This is a genomic window from Rhizobium sp. IY2 (assembly GCF_047532935.1).
Taxonomy (GTDB): Bacteria; Pseudomonadota; Alphaproteobacteria; order Rhizobiales; family Rhizobiaceae; genus Rhizobium; species Rhizobium anhuiense.
In genome coordinates this window covers 71,170-92,317 of the sequence record NZ_JBLKNU010000009.1, presented here as the reverse complement: position 1 = coordinate 92,317, position 21,148 = coordinate 71,170, and the positions used below count along the sequence as shown (strand labels likewise).

21 protein-coding genes are annotated in these 21,148 nt (G+C 61.8%); 8 read left to right on the top strand and 13 right to left on the bottom strand.

The window, feature by feature from the left end; genetic code table 11:
* Window positions 1-129 precede the first annotated feature (129 nt).
* The 4 genes from ACMUVN_RS24375 (at window position 130) to ACMUVN_RS24360 (ending at window position 4,009) form a co-directional block, all read left to right on the top strand.
* The gene (locus ACMUVN_RS24375; RefSeq protein WP_183905851.1) at window positions 130-1,044 is read left to right on the top strand and encodes a LysR family transcriptional regulator; all 915 of its coding nucleotides are present in this window, start codon (window positions 130-132) and stop codon (window positions 1,042-1,044) included.
* Between the two features lie 245 nt (window positions 1,045-1,289).
* Window positions 1,290-2,834, top strand: a complete 1,545-nt coding sequence (gene metG / locus ACMUVN_RS24370) for a methionine--tRNA ligase (protein ID WP_414815543.1) — start codon at window positions 1,290-1,292, stop codon at window positions 2,832-2,834.
* Between the two features lie 295 nt (window positions 2,835-3,129).
* Complete coding sequence (locus tag ACMUVN_RS24365) at window positions 3,130-3,495, top strand: hypothetical protein (protein ID WP_097595263.1); 366 nt, start codon at window positions 3,130-3,132, stop codon at window positions 3,493-3,495.
* A 316-nt stretch (window positions 3,496-3,811) separates the two neighbouring features.
* Window positions 3,812-4,009 carry a hypothetical protein gene (locus ACMUVN_RS24360; protein WP_132574118.1) on the top strand — a complete coding sequence of 66 codons (198 nt, stop codon included), beginning with the start codon at window positions 3,812-3,814 and terminating at the stop codon, window positions 4,007-4,009.
* Window positions 4,010-4,161: 152 nt separating this feature from the next.
* Here the strand turns inward: ACMUVN_RS24360 and ACMUVN_RS24355 are convergent, their stop codons facing one another.
* The 6 genes from ACMUVN_RS24355 to ACMUVN_RS24330 all read right to left on the bottom strand — a co-directional run bounded on the left by ACMUVN_RS24355 (window position 4,162) and on the right by ACMUVN_RS24330 (window position 8,737).
* Window positions 4,162-5,301: an ATP-binding protein gene (locus ACMUVN_RS24355; RefSeq protein ID WP_414815542.1), complete on the bottom strand. Its 1,140-nt coding sequence runs from the start codon at window positions 5,299-5,301 to the stop codon at window positions 4,162-4,164.
* Complete coding sequence (locus ACMUVN_RS24350; protein ID WP_414815541.1) at window positions 5,301-6,089, bottom strand: alpha/beta fold hydrolase; 789 nt, start codon at window positions 6,087-6,089, stop codon at window positions 5,301-5,303. Before ACMUVN_RS24350 ends, ACMUVN_RS24355 begins: the two co-directional genes overlap by 1 nt.
* An 87-nt stretch (window positions 6,090-6,176) precedes the next feature.
* Window positions 6,177-6,713, bottom strand: coding sequence for a GXWXG domain-containing protein (locus ACMUVN_RS24345; RefSeq protein ID WP_097595260.1), 537 nt, complete (start codon window positions 6,711-6,713; stop codon window positions 6,177-6,179).
* A gap of 153 nt (window positions 6,714-6,866) precedes the next feature.
* Window positions 6,867-7,430, bottom strand: coding sequence for a biotin transporter BioY (locus ACMUVN_RS24340; RefSeq protein WP_047614436.1), 564 nt, complete (start codon window positions 7,428-7,430; stop codon window positions 6,867-6,869).
* Between the two features lie 24 nt (window positions 7,431-7,454).
* Window positions 7,455-8,063 carry an energy-coupling factor transporter transmembrane component T family protein gene (locus ACMUVN_RS24335; RefSeq protein WP_047613924.1) on the bottom strand — a complete coding sequence of 203 codons (609 nt, stop codon included), beginning with the start codon at window positions 8,061-8,063 and terminating at the stop codon, window positions 7,455-7,457.
* The gene (locus ACMUVN_RS24330; protein ID WP_127430512.1) at window positions 8,063-8,737 is read right to left on the bottom strand and encodes an energy-coupling factor ABC transporter ATP-binding protein; all 675 of its coding nucleotides are present in this window, start codon (window positions 8,735-8,737) and stop codon (window positions 8,063-8,065) included. Before ACMUVN_RS24330 ends, ACMUVN_RS24335 begins: the two co-directional genes overlap by 1 nt.
* Before the next feature lie 272 nt (window positions 8,738-9,009).
* Here ACMUVN_RS24330 and ACMUVN_RS24325 point away from each other — a divergent pair, with 272 nt between their 5' ends.
* Together ACMUVN_RS24325 and ACMUVN_RS24320 are read left to right on the top strand one after the other, a co-directional pair.
* Window positions 9,010-9,180, top strand: a complete 171-nt coding sequence (locus tag ACMUVN_RS24325; protein WP_156148411.1) for a hypothetical protein — start codon at window positions 9,010-9,012, stop codon at window positions 9,178-9,180.
* Window positions 9,181-9,187: 7 nt separating this feature from the next.
* On the top strand, window positions 9,188-10,378 hold the full coding sequence (locus tag ACMUVN_RS24320; protein WP_047615408.1) for a winged helix-turn-helix domain-containing protein: 1,191 nt from the start codon (window positions 9,188-9,190) through the stop codon (window positions 10,376-10,378).
* A gap of 198 nt (window positions 10,379-10,576) precedes the next feature.
* On the opposite strand, the gene ribB is transcribed toward ACMUVN_RS24320, so the two are convergent.
* The 3 genes from ribB to ACMUVN_RS24305 all read right to left on the bottom strand — a co-directional run bounded on the left by ribB (window position 10,577) and on the right by ACMUVN_RS24305 (window position 16,165).
* The gene (ribB, locus tag ACMUVN_RS24315) at window positions 10,577-11,680 is read right to left on the bottom strand and encodes a 3,4-dihydroxy-2-butanone-4-phosphate synthase (protein ID WP_029867871.1); all 1,104 of its coding nucleotides are present in this window, start codon (window positions 11,678-11,680) and stop codon (window positions 10,577-10,579) included.
* A 12-nt stretch (window positions 11,681-11,692) separates the two neighbouring features.
* Window positions 11,693-12,790, bottom strand: coding sequence for a chorismate synthase (gene aroC / locus ACMUVN_RS24310; RefSeq protein ID WP_097595257.1), 1,098 nt, complete (start codon window positions 12,788-12,790; stop codon window positions 11,693-11,695).
* A gap of 201 nt (window positions 12,791-12,991) precedes the next feature.
* Window positions 12,992-16,165 (bottom strand): EAL domain-containing protein, encoded by a 3,174-nt coding sequence (locus ACMUVN_RS24305; RefSeq protein WP_168333489.1) that lies wholly within the window; start codon window positions 16,163-16,165, stop codon window positions 12,992-12,994.
* Window positions 16,166-16,420: 255 nt separating this feature from the next.
* Here ACMUVN_RS24305 and ACMUVN_RS24300 point away from each other — a divergent pair, with 255 nt between their 5' ends.
* Entirely contained in the window at window positions 16,421-16,681 is a 261-nt protein-coding gene (locus ACMUVN_RS24300) for a DUF1344 domain-containing protein (protein WP_003569889.1), read from the top strand.
* A gap of 288 nt (window positions 16,682-16,969) precedes the next feature.
* Here the strand turns inward: ACMUVN_RS24300 and ACMUVN_RS24295 are convergent, their stop codons facing one another.
* The 4 genes from ACMUVN_RS24295 to ACMUVN_RS24280 all read right to left on the bottom strand — a co-directional run bounded on the left by ACMUVN_RS24295 (window position 16,970) and on the right by ACMUVN_RS24280 (window position 20,458).
* A complete protein-coding gene (locus ACMUVN_RS24295) occupies window positions 16,970-17,560 on the bottom strand; it encodes a histidine phosphatase family protein (RefSeq protein ID WP_097595254.1) in 591 nt (196 codons plus the stop codon).
* Between the two features lie 24 nt (window positions 17,561-17,584).
* Window positions 17,585-18,403 (bottom strand): enoyl-ACP reductase FabI, encoded by an 819-nt coding sequence (fabI, locus tag ACMUVN_RS24290; protein WP_003588115.1) that lies wholly within the window; start codon window positions 18,401-18,403, stop codon window positions 17,585-17,587.
* Window positions 18,404-18,525: 122 nt separating this feature from the next.
* Window positions 18,526-19,701, bottom strand: coding sequence for a J domain-containing protein (locus ACMUVN_RS24285; protein WP_028756336.1), 1,176 nt, complete (start codon window positions 19,699-19,701; stop codon window positions 18,526-18,528).
* Window positions 19,702-19,999: 298 nt separating this feature from the next.
* Window positions 20,000-20,458 (bottom strand): RT0821/Lpp0805 family surface protein, encoded by a 459-nt coding sequence (locus ACMUVN_RS24280; RefSeq protein ID WP_029867866.1) that lies wholly within the window; start codon window positions 20,456-20,458, stop codon window positions 20,000-20,002.
* A gap of 65 nt (window positions 20,459-20,523) precedes the next feature.
* Here ACMUVN_RS24280 and pdxH point away from each other — a divergent pair, with 65 nt between their 5' ends.
* Window positions 20,524-21,144 (top strand): pyridoxamine 5'-phosphate oxidase, encoded by a 621-nt coding sequence (gene pdxH / locus ACMUVN_RS24275; protein WP_414815539.1) that lies wholly within the window; start codon window positions 20,524-20,526, stop codon window positions 21,142-21,144.
* Window positions 21,145-21,148: the final 4 nt, after the last annotated feature.

The window sequence follows — 21,148 nt, the reverse complement described above, 5'->3', positions numbered from 1 at the left end:
TCCCGGAATGGATGATAACAGAGCGCACCTCCTGCGCTTGTGAACATCTATGACCACCGCCGGCTTGATCCTCAAGCGACACAAGAATATATAAAAATTTGATATAATCGAATTCCGGAGCAGACGTTCGTGGACCTGAACCAGCTTCGATGTTTCGTGTCGGTGGCCGATGAGCTTCATTTCGGGCGGGCCGCCCAAAAGCTCGGCCTCCTGCCGGCGTCGCTGTCGCGGCACATACGCCTGCTTGAGGAATCCCTCGGGACGCGGCTGATGGCGCGAACGACGCGCAGCGTGTCGCTGACGGAAGACGGCCTCGTCCTCCTGGAAGGCGCGCGGGAGATCCTGGCCAAGACCGAAGCTCTTCAGCAACGGTTCCACACGTCCCGCCAGGCAAGAGCGGATGTGCTGCGGATCGGGGCGATCGACAGCGCGGCAGCAGGGCTCGTTCCGATGTTGCTGCACGATTTCCGGCAGCAGTGCCCCGACGTCTCGACGCAGTTGTTGGAAGACAAGACAATCAGGCTGATCCCCAAACTCTTGTCGGGCTCATTGGATTTGGCATTCATCCGCGCCCCCGATATCGTCGACCCCAAGCTGAAGACGATGTTTCTTTTCCATGAGACCGCGGTCGTCGCCATGTCCGAGAACCATCGGCTGGCGTCGAGAGCCAGCGTGAGAATCGAAGACCTCGCCGACGAACCGTTGATCGTCCCGGAGCGTCGGTCGCGCCCTCATAGCCACGACCTGACGATGAAGCTGTTCATCGAGGCGGGACTGCAGGCACGGGTGGCCCAGCTTGCGGAAGAAAAGCAGACGATCGTCAACCTCGTGGCCGCGCAGATCGGGCTGGCGATCGTACCCCAATGGACATCCCGGCTCGCCGTCAGCGGCGTCCGTTACATCGCTCTGGACATGGAAGGCAGGGCTGCCATGAACAAGCTTCCCCTCTCGGTCGCGTGGTTGAAGGGCGTCCGCGATCCCGGACGAGACCGCATTCTGACCATGCTTCAAGACAAGCTGGCCCATTATGCCGAGCTTGCCTGACACTCGAGATTGCCGCTGCGTCACAATGACGGCGGGCACCACCGCGCACGCTTGTTCGAAACGGCTCTCGATGATAAGAAAATCGCATGGACAACACCCTGATCAGCACTTTCGTGATGATGATGCTGCGCTCATAGCGTGGCGGGTTTCGTGCGTCCATAATGCACCAGTGACCGCCCTCGAGGCGGTCTTTTCATGGGTCGATCCGTCTCGCGGGGCAAACAGCCTTTCGAAAGGAAACGCCGATGAACAAGATCTACATCACCACCTCGATCCCCTATGTGAACGCCGCGCCGCATGTCGGCTTCGCCCTCGAACTCGTCCAGGCCGATGCCTATGCCCGCCATTTCCGGCTTCTCGGCCACGACATCAGGTTCCAGTGCGGGACCGACGACAACAGCCTGAAGAACGTCCGGTCGGCGGAAGCCGCGGGGCTGCCGGTGAAGGACTTCGTCAATGCCAATGCCGACAGGTTCGAGCGCCTTGGCGGACTGCTCGATATCTCCAACGAGGAATTCGTCCGCACCTCCCGCGATCCCAGGCATACCGCCTGCGTTCACGCCCTGTGGAGGGCATGCGCTTGTAATGGCGACCTCTATCGCAAGGCATATGAAGGCCTCTATTGCGTCGGTTGCGAGCAATTTTACGAGCCGTCCGAACTCGATGACGGGCGCTGCCCGGAACATGGCATTGCCCTTGAGGCCATCCGTGAGGAGAACTGGTTCTTCCGTCTCTCCCGATATGGCGACCGGCTGCTTGAACTCGTCGAGACCGGCACGCTTCGGATCGTTCCAGCCCATCGGCGCAACGAGGTCCTTGCCCTGCTGCGGCGGGGCCTGAGCGATATCAGCGTGTCGCGCAGCGCCGAGCGGGCGCGCGGTTGGGGCGTTCCCGTCCCCGATGGGGATGAGGTCGTCTACGTCTGGTTCGATGCCCTGGCGAACTATCTCACAGGTCTCAGCCACGGGTCCGATCCAACCCTGCTGCAGCACTATTGGAACGGCGGCCAGCGCATCCACGTCGTCGGCAAGGGTATCTCCAAATTCCACGCCATCTACTGGCCGGCTATCCTGCTTTCCGCCGGTCTGCCGCCGCCATCGTCGATCCTGGTGCACGGCTACGTCACGGTGGACGGCCGGAAGATCGGCAAGTCGGCCGGCAACGGGATCGATCCGGAAGGCATCATCCAATCCTACGAAACGCCGGATGCGCTGCGATATTTCCTGCTCCGGCACATTCGATCGGCAGACGACGGCGACTTCTCGGGCGAGCGTCTTGAAGCCGCCTGGTCGGGAGAGTTGGCAGGGCAACTCGGCAACCTCGCCAACCGGGTGCTTGCGCTACTGTCCGCCTCGTTCAACGGCATCGTGCCGCCCGTGCCGGACAATGACTTCGTCGAGGCGGCGGCCCTCCTTCCGGCGAAGGTGGCTCAGGCCTTCGATGCCTACGAACTCCATGTCGGCCTCGCGGATATTTTCGAATTTGTCGGCGAGGCGAACAGGCGGTTCACACAACGCGCACCATGGGCGGATGCCAAAACGCTGCTTGACGATCTCGCGCCGGAGGACCGGAAGGCGACCGCCGCGCGTCTCGGCGCTTGCCTGGCCGAACAGGTCCACGGCCTTGCGATCGTGGCCCGCTGCCTCCTGCCGTTCTTGCCAAGCTCGGCCGCAAAGCTGCATTCCAGGCTGAGGATACCGGCTCCGCGCCTCTACCGGGACCCTTTGATCGTGGCTGGGATCAAAGCCGCTCCGCAGGCCGTGCTCTTTCCCCGCAGAGCGACGGCTTGAAGGGGAACCAGTCTAGGGATTCTCTGCGCTGCAATTTAGGCAGCGCGGAGTTCGAGCCTGCTAGGAGGAGGCAACGCGGAAAACGCATGACCGGAGATTCCGGTGGTTTTCGCTCGGGTCTTCCCGGCTCGGACACTTGTTCTTGATGACCGATGATACGCTTGCTATGATTCACTTCTGGGGGCCCCTCCAAACCTGCTGCCGGGTTGAAGGGCAGATTTTCCATTGAAGGCGACCGTGTCCATAAAGGTCGAAGTGTAATCGGCAGACTTCGACCAAGACAACGGATCGTCTGATGTTACACGCCACAATTAAGTTTGCTCCCTCCAATATAGCTGCACTGAAAAAGGCACTGAGAAAACAGTACGCGAATGTCAGATCATCGCATGCCGATGAAGCACTGGCTGCCTCGTTTGGGTTCAGATCATACGCAGCAATGCTCAGCGTTTTACATCAAGTCAGTGGCTCGGCTCGGTTGATGATTCAATTGGACGCTGCTCTGCTCCTGGTTCGCCTTGAGCAACTGGGATATAACGGGATCCCTCTACAAGCCTTGCGGCGGCTGACTTGGGAAGTGCCATACCCTGACCGCTGGCAAGACGACGAATTGCAACAGTCTCTCAAGGGCCGCTTCGCACCAATTGCAGCGAATTCGGAATGAAGAGCAGATTCCTTCCGCGTCGCGTCCCCATGCCTGGCGTGGAGACCCATTGCTGAGGTCTGCCATGCGCCGCCGTAAGAGGCGTAGCACGACTATGACGCGGGCGGCCGAACGAGAGCCCATCACGCCCGCCCTTGATGCAGCCGGCGACTTCCTCTGCTCACGGAGCAAATAGCTCTCTTTTTTGACGTGATCCTGAATGTCATGAAAGTTTCATATTCAGGCTATTTCCAGGAGTGGGAAAGTAATCTACTATTTTAGTCAGGAAACGAGATTTCCTGAAACAATGAAAGGATACTGATTGGAGACATTTCTTGTGGCTACCGGAATCGTTGGAGGCTTCGCACTGATCTTTGCGCTGATCGCAAGGGCAGAAAGAACCACCCAGACCACCGCAAACACCAAGCGCAGGTGGGGCAATTCGGAAGGCTCCGGCGATGGAGGGGGAGGCTGGTTCGACGCCTCAGGCGACGGCGGCTGTGATGGCGGGGGAGATGGTGGAGGAGGAGACTAAATCAAACTGAAATCGATAGAATGCCCGACCGCCTCAAGGCGGTTTTTTGTTGCCCGGATTCCGGGCTGGGCCGAGATGGCGACCGGCTTCTGTGCCAGGCGCGCACCGACAGCAACGAATAGCCGCACACGCCTGCCGGTTATGTGGCCCTATCAATCCAACGGCATCACAAAGGTGAAACGCGTCTCGTTATCATCGGAACTTACAATGATCGTCCCGGCATGGGCGCGGGCGATTTCCGAGGCGATGTGCAGACCGAGCCCCAATCCTCTTTGACTTGTCCCGGCTTCGCCCTTGAAGAAAGGTTGAAAGAGCCCTGTCATCGCATCGCTGGAAATCGGGGCGCCGCCATTGGCGATCCAAAGCTCCAGCCTTTGCTCGCCAGTTGCCGCAGAAAACCGCACCGGTTCATCCGGCGTTCCATGGGTCAGGGCATTTCCCAGAAGATTGGAGACCAGCTGACCGATCCGGCCGCTGTCGCAATTTATCGGTCCGTCGAATTCGATGCTTACCTCGATTGCGCGGTCGGGATGGCTGGAGCGGAGTTCATCGATGACCTGCCGCAAGATCGGCTCGAGATCCTCCACTTGCCTCTTGAGCGTGATGCCGCCGCCCAATTGTCCGCGCGCGAAGTCGAGCACGTTGTCGATCAGGCCGGACATGCGGATGACGCTGCCCTGCATCAAATCGAGAATTTTCGTGGCGCGATCGGTCTGCTCTTCCTTTCGCAGCATGCGCGCCGCGGCCGCGATCGAGGCAAGCGGGTTGCGCAGGTCATGGCCGAGGATGGCGATGAACTGTTCCCGCAGCTCGGCGGTTTCCTGTTCGAGCTCGAGCTGGGATTTGACCATGGCACTGGCCGCGTCCGCGGCGGCGCGCGCGTCGACCAGTTCCCGTTCATACCGGCGACGCTCGGCGGCCTGAAACATCGTCACACGGGTGAAAAGCAAGGCGCCGTCTTCGGCACGCCTTTCCATTGCATTGGCGAGCACGGGCAGCTTTCTGCCATCTGATGTCACAAGATCGAGGGCAACCTCGTTGAAAAACCCCTGCATGCGCAGCAAGGGCGCAAAATGGGTTTCGTAGAATATCCGGCCCGGCATGTTGAGCAGATCATGGAGCCGTTTGCCGAGAAGCTGATCGGCAGGGATGCCGATCCAGGCCGAAAGCGTCCGGTTCACCTTGACGATGCGCCCGTCCGGCTGCAGCGAAAGATAGCCGCAGGGTGCGTTTTCGTAGAGGTCCTCGAGGTCCTCGGCCGGCGGGGAGCCTTGCGTGCCGGCGCCGGTCATCAGACGAACCGCCGGATTGCCGATATGACCTCGCCGGGAGCGCTGAGGTTGGGGCAGTGGCCACTGGCGTTCAGCACGACCAATTGACTATCGGGGATCTGTTGATGGACGAATTCGCCGATCTCTTCGGAGGCGATGATATCGTCGCGGCATTGAAGGATCAGCGTTCTGGCGGTGACGCGCTGGAGGTCGCTGCGATTGTCCGACGTGAAGGTCACCCGTGCGAAGGCCTTGGCGATCTCGGGATCGGTGCGGCAGAAACTGTTTGTCAGCTCTTCGGCGAGTTCCGGTCGATCCGGATTGCCCATGATGACAGGCGCCATGGCGGCAGACCAGCCCATGTGATTGTCGTCCAACGACTGCAGGAGGTCGTCTATATCAGCCGCGCTGAAACCGCCGATATAGTCACCGTCGTTGATATAGCGCGGCGACGGCCCGACAAGGACCAGGCTTTCAAACAGGTCCGGCGCCTCAAGCGAGGCGATGACGCCGATCATCGCGCTGACGGAGTGCCCGACGAAGACCGTTTGCGTCAGGCCGAGCGCGCGGCAAATTTCCACGAGGTCATCGGCATAACCGGATAGGGAAGAATATTTTCCGGCATCATAAGCCGCAAGATCGGATCGTCCCGCGCCGACGTGATCGAACAGCACCGTCTTGAAGTCACCTTCGAAAGACGGCGCCACGAAGCGCCACATGTTCTGGTCGCATCCGAATCCATGCGAAAAGATCATCGCACGCTGACCATCGCCGCGGATTTGAACATGATTTCGATCGATGACGGTCATTTCGTCCTCTTCCCTGCTTTCGTAGCATGTTCGGGCTGTTTTGGATTGAGGAAAGATTATCCAGCCGCCAGCCGTTTGCTGCACAGCTCAGTCCATCACTTTCCGGAGCTTGAAGAAGAACCGCCGGGAGTCGTCGCGCACGCACATCATTCCGGCAATCTCGTCATCGTCAATCCTCCGGAAGTAGTCCACGATCGGCTGTTTGTCGTAGATCATCGCAGCCGTTTCGATGCCGTCGAGGGCCTGAAGCCGCAACGAAGCGGTCGTGCCTCTCGCTCGAAGCATCTTCTGCAGGTATGAGAACCAGCTGCGGGCGACGAACGTCCGGCCAAAGGGCGCCAACTTGATCGCCAGCCTAACCGGTAAGAAACTTGGCTCGAGCGGCACGAGCCGGCCCGGTCTCCACGTGAAGAGCAGGGCGTCCGCCCGCATGTCGGAATGGAAACGCTTGCCAAACCAGTTGAGATTCTCGAGCACGCCGTCCAGTGGATGATCCGACGGAATACCGAGGCCGCTCCAAAGGCCGACCATTTCCTTCGGCTGGACAGGATCCAGCGAGCGGAACCAGGCAGCCATCTCCTCCTGCTGGTCGCCTCGCATGGGTTCTCCTTCAGGAACGTTCATTGCGGAAAAATGAAAGGAAGGTTTGGAAGTTCCCGTTCCTGCGGACGGGGCGGAGCGTCCGGTGAACGCTTTCGCTTTTGGCCATCTGCGTCTTTAAGCCCAACGGCCCCCGAAGGGGCCGTCGGGTATTCGTAGACAATAACGGCTTGTGCGTCAGGCGCGCGACGGCAGCAGGGGATAACCGACCATGACGGCACGGCCAAGCAGGGCTGCGACGAAAGCCTTGATTACATCGCCGGGAATGAAGGCCATCGAGCCGACGAAGGCTTTCGTGAAGCCGAGGCCGGCGACGGTGGCGAGATAGGTGATGCCGAAGGCGTAGAGCACGACGATGCCGCCGGCCATGGCGGTGAGGAAGAAGCTCACCGTCTGCACCAGAGCGGATTGCTGATGGTTGACCAGCCGTTCGCTGAGATAGCCGGTGACGAAGGCGGCAAAGATCCAGCCGATCAGGAAGCCGGCCGTTGGTGACGCGAAGATCGCAAGCCCGCCGCGGCCGCCGGAAAGCACCGGCAGGCCGATGGCGACCAGCACCAGCACGATCAGCACGGCAATCGCCCCGCGCCGGGCTCCGAGCACGACGCCGGCCATCATGACGCCGAGGGATTGGGCGGTGATCGGCACCGGAATGAAGCCGAGCGAGATCGGCGGCAGCAGGCCGAGCGCCACGATGATCGCGGCAAAGAGGGCGGTAAGAACGAGGTCGCGAGTGCTCATCATGAATTCCGTGTTTATTAATCTTTAACTCACATGCCGCCGAATACCGCGCGCGTCAATCGCCGCGGCGATATTATCCGCATCCCTGAGCGTCAGGATGATCAGCGGCGCAAGCAGCGTTATCGGCCGGATTTTCAGCCCGCGCGCCCTGTGCGCCTCGCGAATCGCCTGATAACGGCCGACGATCTCAGGCACGAAACGCAGCACCAGCCCAAGCGCCAGGCCGATATCGTCGGCCTGCACCCAGCCGGTGCGTTCGAGCGGGCGGGCAAGGGCGGTCACCTCGTCGATGAAGGCGGTGATCGACGTCGTCGCCGTCACCGTGGCGGCGAGCAGCATCAGTGCGGTCAGCCGCAGCAGGGGTACCAGCGCCTGCTGCCAGGGATTGAAGATCAGGTTGAAGAGCGCCACGACCGCAATCGTCAGGAAGATCGGCCGCAGCCGCCTGAGGGCATCGGCAAACGGCAGGCCGACCATGCCATAGAGAACCGCCGTCAGCAGCACGGCGATCGAAAGCAGGACGAGATTCCCGCTGATAAACAGCAGGACGCCGAAGGCCGTCAGCGACAACAGCTTCAGCCGCGGCGAAAGCCGGTGCATCACGCTGTTGCCCTCGACATAGAGCGATTGCATCAGGCGGCGATCTCCCTGTAGCGGGCGATCGCCTCGGCAGCCGGCGCATCGGCGGCAAGCCGGCCCTCATGAAACAGCAGCACCCGCTCGAAATCGGCGATCAGGTCGAGATCATGGGTGATGACGATGGCGCTTTCCGAGAGCCCGGCGATGATCCTTTCGACCAGCGCCCGGTTCTTGAGATCGAGCTGGTTGGTGGGTTCATCGAGGATCAGAATGCCCGGCCCCGTCGCCAGCACCGAGCAGAGAGCGGCCACCTGCAGCTCGCCGCCGGAAAGCTCGTGCGCGCGGCGATCGGCCAGCGCCTCAGCGCCGAAGCGGGCCAGCACCGCCTGGACCTTCGCCTCGATCTCCGCCTTGGTGAAGCCGCGCCGCTTCAGCCCGAAGGCGATGTCGTCTTTGACGATCGGCAGGATGATCTGGTTCTGCGGCGATTGGAAGATGAAGCCGACATCGGCCACCGCAGATTTCTCATCGCCGGTGTCGCGGCCATTGACGGTGACGCGGCCGATCGACGGCTTGGTCAATCCGTTGATCAGCCGCGCGAACGTGGTCTTGCCCGAACCGTTCAGCCCGATGACGCCGATGCGTTTCCCACTGATGCCAAGCGTCAGCGGCTGCAGCGCCACCCGCGCCCCGAAACTGACCCCCGCACCTTCGAAACGAATATCCAAACCCATCCCTCGCATTTTTCATCGGCTGAGATTGCCGATGCCGGCCCCTCATCTGCCTGCCGGCACCTCTGCCTGGGTCGGGCCACGTGTCTCGACCCGTCCTTCCGACCCCCGCTCGCGGGGAGAAGGGATATGCCGCGCCGGCTTCCTTTACCCTCGACGTTGCGTTTGGCACGTCGCCTCGCCCCGTTTGCGGGGAGAGGGTTAGGGTGAGGGGCAGCTGCAGCCAATGCGCCAACCTGACAGCAGTGCTTCTACACGGGGAATCGAGGATGATGAAAGCGCAAATCGCGATGTTGATATTGGCTCGATATCGGGTGGCCGGAGCAACTCCAGCAAAAGTGCGCAGCGGTTTTGCGTCCGGGATTGCGGAAAACAAAGCGAGCGCATTTCCGTCACTCGAAGAAAAACGGAATGCGCTAGGAAGATTTTCCGGATTATGATGCGGTCATGACGAATCTGCTTTCCAATTCCGACGCCCGCCGTGTCTTTCTTGCCAAGCAGGGCCTCAGCGCTCCGCCGAACCGCGCCTTGACCAAGGACGGCCTGCTGCAGCTCATCCATGAGCTGGGTTTCGTCCAGGTGGACAGCATCCAGACGGTGGAGCGGGCGCATCACCAGATCCTGTTTTCCCGCAACCAGACCTACAGGCGCGAGCATCTCACGGCACTGCTCGAAAAGGATGGCGCGCTGTTCGAGCACTGGACGCATGACGCTTCCATCCTGCCGAGCGCCTTCTTCGTCTATTGGAAACACAAGTTCCGTCATCAGGAGCAGGTCATCATCGAGCGCTGGCGCAAATGGCGCGGCGAGGGCTTCGAGGCGGCTTTCGCCGAGACCTATGAGCGCGTTGAGCGCGATGGCGCGATCCTCGCCCGCGAGATCAAGGCCGACGGTCACGTTTCCGGCGGCTGGTGGAACTGGCATCCGAACAAGACGGCGCTCGAATATTTCTGGCACACCGGCAAGTTCGCCATCGCCGGCCGCTCGAACTTCCAGAAGATCTACGATCTCACCGAGCGCGTCGTCCCGGCCGAGTTCCGCGAACCGGAGGTGAGCCGCGAGGAATTCGTCGACTGGGCCTGCCGCAGCGCGCTTGCCCGGCTCGGCTTTGCCACCCATGGCGAGATATCGGCCTTCTGGAACCTGGTCTCGCCCGATGAGGCCAAGGCCTGGGTCTCAGCCCATCGCGACGAACTGATCGAAGTGCTGATCGAGCCGGCGCTCGGCGGCAAGGCGCGCCCGTCCTGGGCCTTTGCCGATTTCCTCTCGACCCTCGACGATTACCCCGGCGCGCCGCCACGCATCCGCGTGCTCAGCCCCTTCGACCCGATGATCCGCGACCGCAACCGCACCGAACGCCTGTTCGGCTTCTTCTACCGCATCGAGATTTTCGTGCCCGAGCCGAAGCGCGAATATGGCTACTACGTCTTCCCGCTGCTCGAAGGCGACAGGCTGATCGGACGCATCGACATGAAGGCGGATCGGAAAAAATCGACGCTCGACGTCAAACGGCTCTGGCTGGAACCGGGCGTGAAACCTTCGGCCGGGCGATTGGAGCGGCTGGAGGCGGAGTTGGATCGGGTTGCGCGGTTTGCGGGTGTGGAGAAGGTGGTGCTTTTGGATGGGTGGAGAGGGTAGTCGAATTACCCTCTGTGCCTCATCACGCACTCCCTCATCCCTGTGCTTGTCACAGGGATCCAGCGCACCCAAGTCCTTGGGTGCGGGAAACTCTCTTCGTAGAAGCAAATGAGTCATTCACGGCGCGGACGCGCCGTGGCTGGATTCCTGTGACAGGCACAGGAATGAGGGATGGCGAGGGTCGAAGCCCAAGCCTCCTCAGCAGATCTCTGTCTTGCTGATCTTGATCCCGAAACCTTCCAGGCCGACATAGTGGCGCTCGCGGCTGGTGAGCAGCTTGATCGAGCTGACGCCGAGATCCTTGAGGATCTGGGCGCCGAGGCCGATTTCCAGCCATTCGCTGTCGCGTGTCTGGGCTTCGGCATGGGCTTCGCGGCCCTGGTTTCGGGCCTTGCGGCCGTTGTCGTGGTGGCCGACGCCGACCGAGCCTTCGCGCAGATAGACGATGACGCCGCGGCCTTCCTCGGAAATCTTCCGCATGTAGAAATCGACCGGGCTGTTCTTGCCGAAGAGATCTTCGGCGACATTTTCCGGATGCAGGCGCACCGGGATGTCGACGCCGTCGCGGATGTCGCCGAAGACGACGGCGAGATGCTGCATCGGGTCCCAGGGCAGGGAATAGGTATGAGCCTTGGCCTTGCCGAACGGCGTGTCGACGTCGAAGCTGGTGCCGAGCTCGATCAGCGTTTCCTTGCGCTGGCGATAGGCGATGAGATCGGCGACGGAGACGAGTTTCAGCCCGTGCTGTTCGGCGAAGTCGACCACCTGCGGACCGCGCGTCACGGTGCCGTCATCGTTGACGAGTTCGGAGATGACGCCGATCGGCGGCAGACCGGCAAGCTTGCAGAGGTCGACAGCGGCTTCGGTATGGCCGGAGCGCATCAGTACGCCGCCTTCGCGCGACACCAGCGGGAAGATGTGGCCGGGGCGGACGAAATCGGCGGCGCCGACATTCGGATTGGCGAGGTTGCGCACCGTCAGCGTCCGGTCGTCGGCGGAGATGCCCGTCGTCGTGCCATGCTTGAAATCGACCGACACGGTGAAGGCCGTCGTATGGGCCGAATCGTTTTCCGCCACCATGGCGTTGAGGTTGAGGCGCTTGGCCTCTTCCTTCGGCATCGGGGCGCAGACGATGCCGGAGGTGTGGCGCACGATGAAGGCCATCTTCTCCGGCGTGGTATGGACGGCGGCGACGATCAGGTCGCCTTCGTTTTCGCGGTCATTGTCGTCCATGACGACGACGATCTCGCCGGCTTCGAAGGCCCTTATGGCGTCGACGACGCGCTTTTGGTCATAAGACATGGGCGAGCGCTCCTATTTCAGACGGCCGGTCTGGCCGCGGTCGCGAAGATAATGGTCGGCGATCGCGCAGGCGACCATCGCCTCGCCGATCGGCACGGCGCGGATGCCGACGCAGGGGTCGTGCCGGCCCTTCGTTCGGATGTCGACATTCTTGCCATCGGCATCGATCGACTGGCGTTCGGTCAGGATCGACGAGGTCGGCTTGACGGCGAAACGCGCCACCACCGGCTGCCCGGTGGAGATACCGCCGAGAATACCGCCGGCATTGTTGGAAAGGAAGATCGGCGTGCCGTCATTGCCCATGCGCATCTCGTCGGCATTGTCTTCGCCCGAGGTTTCGGCAGCGGCAAAACCATTGCCGATTTCCACGCCCTTGACGGCGTTGATCGACATCAGCAGCGAGGCGATATCCTGGTCGAGCTTGGCATAGATCGGCGCACCGAGACCGGCAGGCACGCCTTCGGCGATCACTTCGATGACCGCGCCGATCGACGAGCCGGTCTTGCGGATGCCGTCGAGATATTCCTCCCAGACCGGCACGATCGCCGCATCCGGCGAGAAGAACGGGTTCTGCCCGACCTGGTCCCAATCCCAGTTGCGGCGGTCGATCTTGTGCTTGCCGATCTGCACCAGCGCGCCGCGCACGGTAACACCTGGTACGATCAGGCGGGCGATGCCGCCGGCGGCAACCCGCGCGGCGGTTTCGCGCGCTGAGGAGCGGCCGCCGCCGCGGTAATCGCGAATGCCGTATTTGAGGTCGTAGGTATAGTCGGCATGGCCGGGGCGGTACTGCCGGGCGATCTCGCCGTAATCCTTGGAGCGCTGGTCGGTATTTTCGATCAGCATGGAGATCGGCGTGCCGGTGGTCGTCATCGTCTCGCCATCGGCGTCGAGCATGACGCCGGACAGCACCTTCACCAGATCGTCCTCGCGCCGCTGCGTCACGAAACGGGATTGCCCTGGCTTGCGCTTGTCGAGCCAGACCTGCAGCTCCTCGAGCTTGAAGCGCAGCCCCGGAGGGCAGCCGTCGACGACGCAGCCGAGCGCCGGACCATGGCTTTCGCCCCAGGTGGTTACGCGGAAGAGGTGACCGAATGTATTGTGCGACATGTGTTCCCACGGTGGCGCGCCAAAGCCGGTTGCGCCATTGCTTGAAAAGGCGCGACACTCATAGGCCAAAAAACCGTCCAGGCAAAAGCCTTTCTTTGCGTCAAACCGGCAGGTGCGGAAATGCTGTTTCGGTCTTCTGGCGCGACCCTCTTTTCGCGGGCTGGGAAGGGGTCAGGCTGAGGTCGATCGGCAGGGCGGCGGTCATGAGGCCAGCCGCCACCCCGTTCCTGTGGCTTCCGCAGAGAAATCGTCGAAGGAGAGGGGCCGCGAGAAGGCAAAGCCCTGCAGGATATCGCAGCCGAGATCGCGCAGCAGTTCGGCATGCGCTGCCGTCTCCACCCCTTCGGCCACCGTCTCGACGCCGAGCGAGCGGGCGATCTCGATGATCGAGCTGACCAGCGCCCGCTCCTGCGAGGCGTTGACGATTGGCTTCACCAGTTGGCGGTCGATCTTCAGCCGCTTGGGCTTCAGCTTCAACAGGCTGACGATCGAGGTATGGCCAGTGCCGAAATCGTCGATCTCGATATCGATGCCGAGCGCCTTGATGCGTTCGAGATTCTGCGAGGCAACATCTTCGCTCTCGTCAAGGAAGATCGATTCCACCAGTTCGAAGGAGAGTTCGCCGGGGCGGATATGCAGATCGGCGAGCGATTCCAGAAGGCTGCCGTCATGCAGCCGCCGCGCCGAGACATTGACCGAGACCTTGGGCACGGTGATGCCGTGCGCCGCCCAGCGCATCTTGTCGCGCAGCGCCGTTTCCAACACGATCCGGTCGAGCATCTGCACGACATTGATCTCGTCGGCGATGCGCAGGAACTTGTCCGGCGTCAGCAACCCCTTGGAAGGATGCTTCCAGCGCACCAGCGCCTCGACGCCGGTCAGTTCCATCGTCCGGGCCGAGAATTGCGGCTGGTACCAGGCGGTGAATTCGCAATTGTCGATGCCGGCGAGGATCTCGTCGGCCGTGCGCTTGGTGTTGATGATATCGGCCTGGAGATTGTGATTGAAGAATTCGAAGCGGTTGCGGCCCATGCTCTTGGCGCGGTAGAGCGCGATATCGGCATTGATCAGCACCTTGCGTGCATCGACATGGATGCCGTTGGCAAGCGCCACCCCGATCGACACGCCGCAGCGGCAGGAGAAACCCTGGAAATCGATCGGCTGGCGCATCTCCTCGATGATCCGCGCCGATAGCTGCGCCATCTCCTTATCCCCGACGTCGAGCGCGAGGATGACGAATTCGTCGCCGCCGATGCGCGCGACGACGTCGCTGCCGCGGACATTCTTGGCGAGCACCTTCGAGGCATGCACCAGCATCGCATCGCCGGCGGCATGGCCGAGCGTGTCGTTGATGTCCTTGAAGCGGTCGAGATCGATGTGCAGGATCGAGAATTTCTGCCGCTGTTGGCGGCCGTCATTCGTCAGGCTTTCCAGGGCGATGTCGAGCTTGCGGCGGTTGGCGAGCGCGGTCAGCGGGTCGTGCAGCGAATTGTGCTCGATCCTGTTCTTGGCAGCCTCGAGCTCGATATTCTTGGCGACCGCCTCGTCCTTGGCGGCCTTCAGCCGGATCGTCATCAGCACGTCTTCGGTGGCGTCGAAGGCGATGCCCATGATCTTCATCTCGCCGGTCCCCGTCTGGTGGACCTTGCCGACCGAGCGCACATAACGCACCGAGCCGTCGTCGACGATCACCCGGCAGACGAGTGTGTGCGTATCTCCGTTCTGCCTGAGGTGGCGGGCGCTTTCGAGTGCGAGAGACCGGTCCTCGGGGTGGATGCAGCCAAGCCAGGTCTCCTCGGTCATGAAGCCGTTGCGCGGCGCAAGCCCATAGAGCTCGTGCATGCGCTCGTTCCAGATCGAGCCGCCCCGGCCCGGCCGCGCCTCCCATATGCCGCACTGATAGGAATTGAGCGCCAGGTCGAGCCGGCTCGAAAGCTCGGCGAGCTGCCCCTCGCGGCTCGACAGCTCTTCAAGCGCCAGCTCCAGCTCGGCATTCTTGACCTCGCTCATATCCTTGGCCTTGCGCAGCGTGTCGGTGGTCACCGCATCGGCGGTCACGTCCCAGACGATGCCGATCGTCTTGCCGACGCCGCCGGCATCCGTATAGAAGGCGCCGACCGAGCGCAGATGCCGGATGCCGCCGTCGCCGAGCAGGATGCGGTATTGCGCCGTGCAGGCAACGCCGGCGACGCTGCAGCTGAAGAAATGCACCTCGGCGGTTTCACGGTCCTCGGGCAGGACCGCCGCCAGCCATTCGTCGAGCGCCCGGCTGCCTTCCTGCGCCGGCTTGCCGTGCAGGGCCGCCGCGCGTGCGTCCCAGAGCAGGCTGCTCGAATCATCCTGCAGCTCCCAGATGCCGATATTCGAAGATTCCAGCGCCAGATTGAGCCGCTGCGACAGTTCCAGCAATTTCGCTTCGCGCGTCTCCAGCTCGGTAATGTTGCGATTGCGCTCGCCGAGCAGGAGGGTCGCGAAGAAGATCGGGATGATGATGATGCAGCCGGCGGCAACGACGATCAGCCGCAGCTCGGTCTGGTTTTCCGGGATCGCGTCCCAGCCGCTGTTCGGCACGACGGAAAGCTCCCACTTGCCCCCGGCAAAGCCGATCTTCTGGCGCATCGGATCCTTGGCGTCGATATCGGACGACCCGAAGAAGGGGGCTGCCGTCGCGCTCGCCGCCGGCAAGCCGATATCGCGGATGGCGATGGAGAGATGGTCGAGATGCGGATAGCGTTCCTGGTTTTCGCGGTCGCGCGCCGGCATCAGCCCGGTCGCCTCGTAGAACATCTTCTGGTCGATGACGAGCTCGACCGCTCCCCAGATCCGCCGCTGGCCGTTCTCCTTGACGAAGACCGGGAAGAATATGGCAAAGGCACCCCGGCCATCGGTGCTGACCGGACCGTAGAAGCGCGCCGACTGGTCGCCGGTGGCGGGCGTTATCGCCTGGCGGAAGAAGAGGGCTTCGCGCACGTCGCGGCCGATCCGCTCATTACCCGATTGCGGCGGGTAGACGTTGCTGACGATGAAATCAGGTGCGACCGCGATATGAATGAAAGGCGGATTCTGGATCAGCAGCCAGTTGATCTGGCGCTCCATCTCGTCCCGGTTCGCCGCGCTGACGGAGATCAGGTTGGCAAGGTCGCGGACGATGCTGAGGTCCATGCTGATCTCAGCCATGACCCGGGCGCGGATGAGATTCGCCTCGCTTTCGGTGCGGATATGAAGTTCGCGTTCATAAGCCGCAGTATTGGCCCGGTCGAGGCCGAAGCCGACCATGATGACGACAAGGGCGACGAGCGACGAAACCAGAAACGAGACGCGGGTATTCTTCAACACGCGCCGCAACTGCTTGCTGTCGCTCAGCCTCGATAACAAAATGAAACTCCCCTGTTGGCGAGCAACTGTAGGACGCGCGGGTTAATTTACGATTGCCCGCAGGCAGTGCCGAAAAATCCTGGGAAGGGAAAAACCGCAGTGAATGCGGCATCTTGATTATATTTAAAATCCTATTCATCAATTGGGCGGGAAAAGCCATTCTTACGGGCAATTTTCGCCATATTCAGGAGCTTATCTGTGGCCAGTCATTTTTTCGTGCAGCCTCTCGTGCAGCGTTTCAAAAGGATTGTCGCCATGCGTTTCGTCGTCGCCACGCTTTTGGCAACAGCAAGTTTCCTGTCGCCGATGAGCGGTTTTGCCGAGAGCGCCGATGTCGAGGCGACGATCAAGAAGGTCGACACCGCCAACCTCGTGCTGACACTCGATGACGGCAAGACCTATCAGGCGCCCGAGGAATTCAATTTCGACGGCCTCGAAGCCGGCGTGAAGGTGATCGTCTTCTATACCGAGGTCGACGGCAAACGCGTCATCAACGATCTCGATATCGTCAAATAGGCAATTCTCTGCAGTATGACCGGGTGAGGTCGCGCTCATGGTTGCCCCTCACCCTAATCCTCTCCCCGCTCGCGCGGCGAGGGACGTGCCCTACGAGATGTAGATGGGGACGGAGAGGGCGCGGCATGTCTCTTCGCCCGGTTTACGGGGGTCCGAAGGACGGGTCGAAACGAGGGGCTCGACCCCGGCTGGTGGCGGCAGCCGGATGAGGGGGCTCATATCGGCAATCTCCCGGGCCAAACAAGTCGCTCCTATCCCCTCCGACCTAACTGAGCGCCCTGCGGCGCCCTACAGCCAGACGATCGTCCGCTCGGCGGTGTCGATCCTGGCGATCCGGTCCTGCGGGATTGCGCCTTCCGCAGCACTGCTCTTCGGCAGGTCTGAAATCGTCTGGAAAAGCGTGCGGATGACGCCGCCATGCGTCACGCAGACCGTCGGGCGATCGACGGATTGCAGCCATGAGCCGGTGCGCCAGGAGAGGATTTCATAGCTTTCCGCGTCATCGCCGGGCGGGATGAAATCCCATTTGGAAGCGTTGCGTTCCGCCACCCGCTCGCGCTGCGTCGCCTTCAGCTCCTTGAGCGTCGAGCCCTCCCAGTCGCCGAAGGAAATCTCCACCAGCCGCGGATCGGTGCGATAGGCGAGCGGCGGCAGGCCCATGGCGGCGCGCATGATTTCCATCGTCGCGCGCGTGCGTCCGAGCGGGCTTGCGACAAAATCGAATTCGTCGACTCTGTTGCCGAGAATCTCGGCCAGCGCCACGCCGTTCTGCCGGGCCTGTTCCAGGCCCGTGGCATTCATCGGGATATCTTTTTGACCTTGCAGGCGGCGCTCGGCATTCCAGGCGGTCTGGCCGTGTCTGATCACGTAGATAAGCACGGTCTCAGCCCCACTCGAAATGCTCTAGTCCTTGACGACGGAAATGTCGGGCGCGTCGACCGCCTTCATACCGATGACATGATAACCGCTATCGGCATGGTGCACTTCGCCGGTGACGGAGCGCGACAGATCCGACAGGAGATAGAGGCCGACATCGCCGACTTCCTCGATGGTGACGGTGCGGCGCAGCGGCGCGTTATATTCGTTCCACTTCAGAATGTAGCGGAAATCGCCGATGCCCGAGGCGGCAAGCGTCTTGATCGGTCCGGCCGAGACGGCGTTGACGCGGATGTTCTGCGGTCCGAGGTCGACAGCGAGGTACTTGACGCTCGCTTCGAGCGCAGCCTTGGCGACGCCCATGACGTTATAGTTCGGCATCACCTTTTCGGCGCCGTAATAGGTCAGCGTCAGCATGGCGCCGCCATCCGTCATCAGCTTCTCGGCGCGGCGTGCGACCGAGGTGAAGGAATAGACGGAGATCTGCATCGTCTTGGCGAAATTGTCGGCCGAGGTGTCGACGTAGCGGCCGGTCAGCTCGTCCTTGTCGGAAAAGCCGATCGCATGCACGAGGAAATCGATCTTGCCCCAGAGCTTTTCGACGTTGCCGAAAACCTCATCGATGGTGGCTTCGTCGGCGACGTCGCAGTGGCCGACGAGCGTCGCGCCGATTTCGGCGGCGAGCGGCTCGACGCGCTTCTTCAGAGCATCGCCCTGATAGGTGAGCGCGACTTCTCCGCCCTGCGCATGAATGGCCTTGGCAATACCCCACGCAATCGAACGATTGTTGGCGACACCCATGATGACGCCGCGTTTGCCTGCCATGAGGCCGGATGCTTGAGCCATATTTCGCTCCCTAGGAATTCTGATCGATCCTGCCTATGGCATAGGCCGTTAATCGGTTCAAGCTTGGCCTGGATCATCAACTGTTAGGTATCGTAACAAAGGGTGCGATTGTCATAAAAATTTCACAGGAACAGGCCTTCGCGCATGCTCCGCATGAGATCGGTGACTTTGTCGTCGGGCTTTTCCCACAGGATAATGCGCAATTCGACGACGAGATCGCCTCTCCCACCCTCTTCGCGGGGCAATCCCTGGTCGGGGATTCTGATCGTCTTGTCCGAGCCCGACCATGCGGGAATGGTAATCTTGAGCGGCCCGCTCGGCCCCTCGATGCGCGCCTCGGTGCCGAGCACGGCATTTTCGATGCTGAGCGGCAGCACCGCGTGCAGATCGAAACCGTCGACGGTGAAGCGCGGATCGGCTGCGATGCGGATGTTGATGACGGCGTCGCCCCGCTGCATGCCCGGCAGCTTGAAGCCTTGACCCTTGAGCCTGATCTCATGACCGTCCGTCGTGCCTGCCGGCAACGCGAAGCCGATTTCGCGGCCCTCCGGCAGCGACGCGGTGATCCAGCCGCTCTTCAAGACGTCGTCGATCGTCACCGTCGCCGTCGTCACCTCATCCGGTGCCTTTTCCAGGCCGGTATCCTTGGCGCCGGTGAAACGGCGCACCAGGTTTGTCAGGATGCTGAGCGGCAGCGGCAGGTTGGCGCCGGCATTGGCCGCAGCCTCGCCGGTCTCCTCGTCGCCCTTGGGCTCGGCCTCGGCGGCGTCGCCGTCTGCGCGCCTGCCGGTCTCGCCCGTCTGCTGATTCTGTGTCTGCTGGTATTGTGCCTGCTGGGCGCGGCCCTGCGCCTGGCCGCCGGCCGCAGCGCGCGCCTGGGCGCCGAAAATGCGCTCCACCATCTCGTCGGCAGGCTCAGCCGCTCCCGCCTGTTGCCTGGCGCCTTCGGCGGCCGACTTCTGGGCGGCGCGTGCAAGCTCTTCCATCACCCGCTCGGCATTGGCCTGCGCCGCCTTGGCGCGGATCGCAGCCTCGCGCGCGGCCTGGCGCTGCTGCATGATCGTCTGTTCTTGTTTCTTGGCTTCCGCCATCCGCACGGCATTGTCGAACAGGCTGCGTTTGCGCGGGTCCTTCAGCGTTTCATAGGCGCGGCCGATCTCGGCGAACCGGGCCGTCGCCGTCGGGTCGCCCTGATTGTGGTCGGGATGGGCTGATTTGGCCATGTTGCGCCAAGCCGCCTTGATCTCGTCTGCTGCCGCGTCGCGCTTGACGCCCAGAATTTTGTAAGGATCGCGCATGTCAAAACCGCCGGTGTTGCGATGCGGGAAGCCACGTCCTTGCCCGGCACCCCGAAACTCCAATATCAAGTGCGCGGCGCCACCCGCCGCAAAGGCAGGGAGAGCCACTCTCAACGCCGATCGTGCGTTGGAGTTGCTAATCACTTCTTATTTCTATGGAGAGATGTGGGGTGTTTCGCCCCGAATGGTTAGCTCTTTGCTAAGCATTCGGCGGAAAGGCGTCGGGCGTTAACCTGTCGGCGAGCCGGATCAGCTTTCCCGCGGGATTAACTTCCCGCGGGATCAACTTCCCGCGGGATCAACTTTCCGGCTGAAAGCTCAAAAGCTGCCAGTTGCCGCCGCCGACGAGGCAGGTCTTGCCGTAGAATTTGGCGATGCCGACATAGGAATGCCGGGTCGTGCGGAACTGGCGGCAGACCTGGCCTTGCTCGTTGTTCTCGACGATGGTTTCGATGACGCCGGCGCTGCCCGTCGATGCATTCGCCCAGGGAAGCGGCTGGCCCTCGAGCCGCTGCACGTCGGCCGAGGTCACGGCGTTGCGCACGGTCATCTCGTCGGAAAGCGTGTCGGTGCTCGGCGGCGTCTGCGGCACGGTGCCGGTGGCAACCGACCGGTCGACCTTGGCCTCGCTCAAGAAATCCATGCCGCTGCCAACGCAGCCTGAAAGCGAAAGCATGGCGACGCCGATGACGAAGAACGCGCTGCTGCGTCGCCGCAGGCTCTTTGTATGGCGATATGACTTTGCTATGACTTCCACCCTGCGTCCTGTCCAGTTACCAAAAGCTGGGCGAGTTTTGAATAATCCGGGGCATTTGAACCAATATGTCGGCAAACGAGTTAACAAGCGGTGACTTTACCGAAAGTGGCGAACCCTTCAAGCTCTTTGCCGAATGGCTGAAAGAAGCGGAGGCTTCCGAACCCAATGACCCGAACGCGGTGGCGCTGGCAACGGTCGATAAGGATGGTCTTCCCAATGTCCGCATGGTTCTCCTGAAGGGGTTCGATGAAGACGGTTTCGTCTTCTACACCAATTTCGAGAGTCAGAAAGGCCGTGAAATTCTGGGCCAGAAAAAGGCCGCCATGTGCTTTCACTGGAAAAGCCTGCGCCGCCAGGTGAGACTGCGCGGCCCCGTCGAGATCGTCACCGATGCCGAAGCCGACGCCTATTTCAAGACGCGTGCGCGCGGCAGCCGCATCGGCGCCTGGGCGTCCAAACAGTCCCGCCCGCTCGAGAGCCGATTCGCGCTGGAGAAAGCCGTGGCCGAATATACCGCCCGTTATGCCATCGGCGAGATTCCGCGCCCGGCCCACTGGTCGGGCTTTCGCATCCGCCCGACCTCGATCGAATTCTGGAAGGACCAGAAATTCCGCCTGCATGACCGTGTCGAATTCCGCCGGCCTTCACCGGAAGGCGAATGGGACAAGGTGCGGATGTATCCCTGACAGG

Excerpts from the sequence above, each read along its gene's own strand:
- ACMUVN_RS24335 (WP_047613924.1), bottom strand. The coding sequence starts at position 8,063 with ATGCAATCGCTCTATGTCGAGGGCAACAGCGTGATGCACCGGCTTTCG.
- pdxH (WP_414815539.1), top strand. The coding sequence starts at position 20,524 with ATGTCGGCAAACGAGTTAACAAGCGGTGACTTTACCGAAAGTGGCGAA.
- ACMUVN_RS24320 (WP_047615408.1), top strand. The coding sequence starts at position 9,188 with ATGACGAATCTGCTTTCCAATTCCGACGCCCGCCGTGTCTTTCTTGCC.
- ACMUVN_RS24365 (WP_097595263.1), top strand. The coding sequence starts at position 3,130 with ATGTTACACGCCACAATTAAGTTTGCTCCCTCCAATATAGCTGCACTG.
- ribB (WP_029867871.1), bottom strand. The coding sequence starts at position 11,680 with ATGTCTTATGACCAAAAGCGCGTCGTCGACGCCATAAGGGCCTTCGAA.
- ACMUVN_RS24350 (WP_414815541.1), bottom strand. The coding sequence starts at position 6,089 with ATGACCGTCATCGATCGAAATCATGTTCAAATCCGCGGCGATGGTCAG.
- ACMUVN_RS24340 (WP_047614436.1), bottom strand. The coding sequence starts at position 7,430 with ATGAGCACTCGCGACCTCGTTCTTACCGCCCTCTTTGCCGCGATCATC.
- ACMUVN_RS24300 (WP_003569889.1), top strand. The coding sequence starts at position 16,421 with ATGCGTTTCGTCGTCGCCACGCTTTTGGCAACAGCAAGTTTCCTGTCG.
- aroC (WP_097595257.1), bottom strand. The coding sequence starts at position 12,790 with ATGTCGCACAATACATTCGGTCACCTCTTCCGCGTAACCACCTGGGGC.
- fabI (WP_003588115.1), bottom strand. The coding sequence starts at position 18,403 with ATGGCTCAAGCATCCGGCCTCATGGCAGGCAAACGCGGCGTCATCATG.
- ACMUVN_RS24325 (WP_156148411.1), top strand. The coding sequence starts at position 9,010 with ATGATGAAAGCGCAAATCGCGATGTTGATATTGGCTCGATATCGGGTG.
- ACMUVN_RS24285 (WP_028756336.1), bottom strand. The coding sequence starts at position 19,701 with ATGCGCGATCCTTACAAAATTCTGGGCGTCAAGCGCGACGCGGCAGCA.
- ACMUVN_RS24345 (WP_097595260.1), bottom strand. The coding sequence starts at position 6,713 with ATGAACGTTCCTGAAGGAGAACCCATGCGAGGCGACCAGCAGGAGGAG.
- ACMUVN_RS24355 (WP_414815542.1), bottom strand. The coding sequence starts at position 5,301 with ATGACCGGCGCCGGCACGCAAGGCTCCCCGCCGGCCGAGGACCTCGAG.
- metG (WP_414815543.1), top strand. The coding sequence starts at position 1,290 with ATGAACAAGATCTACATCACCACCTCGATCCCCTATGTGAACGCCGCG.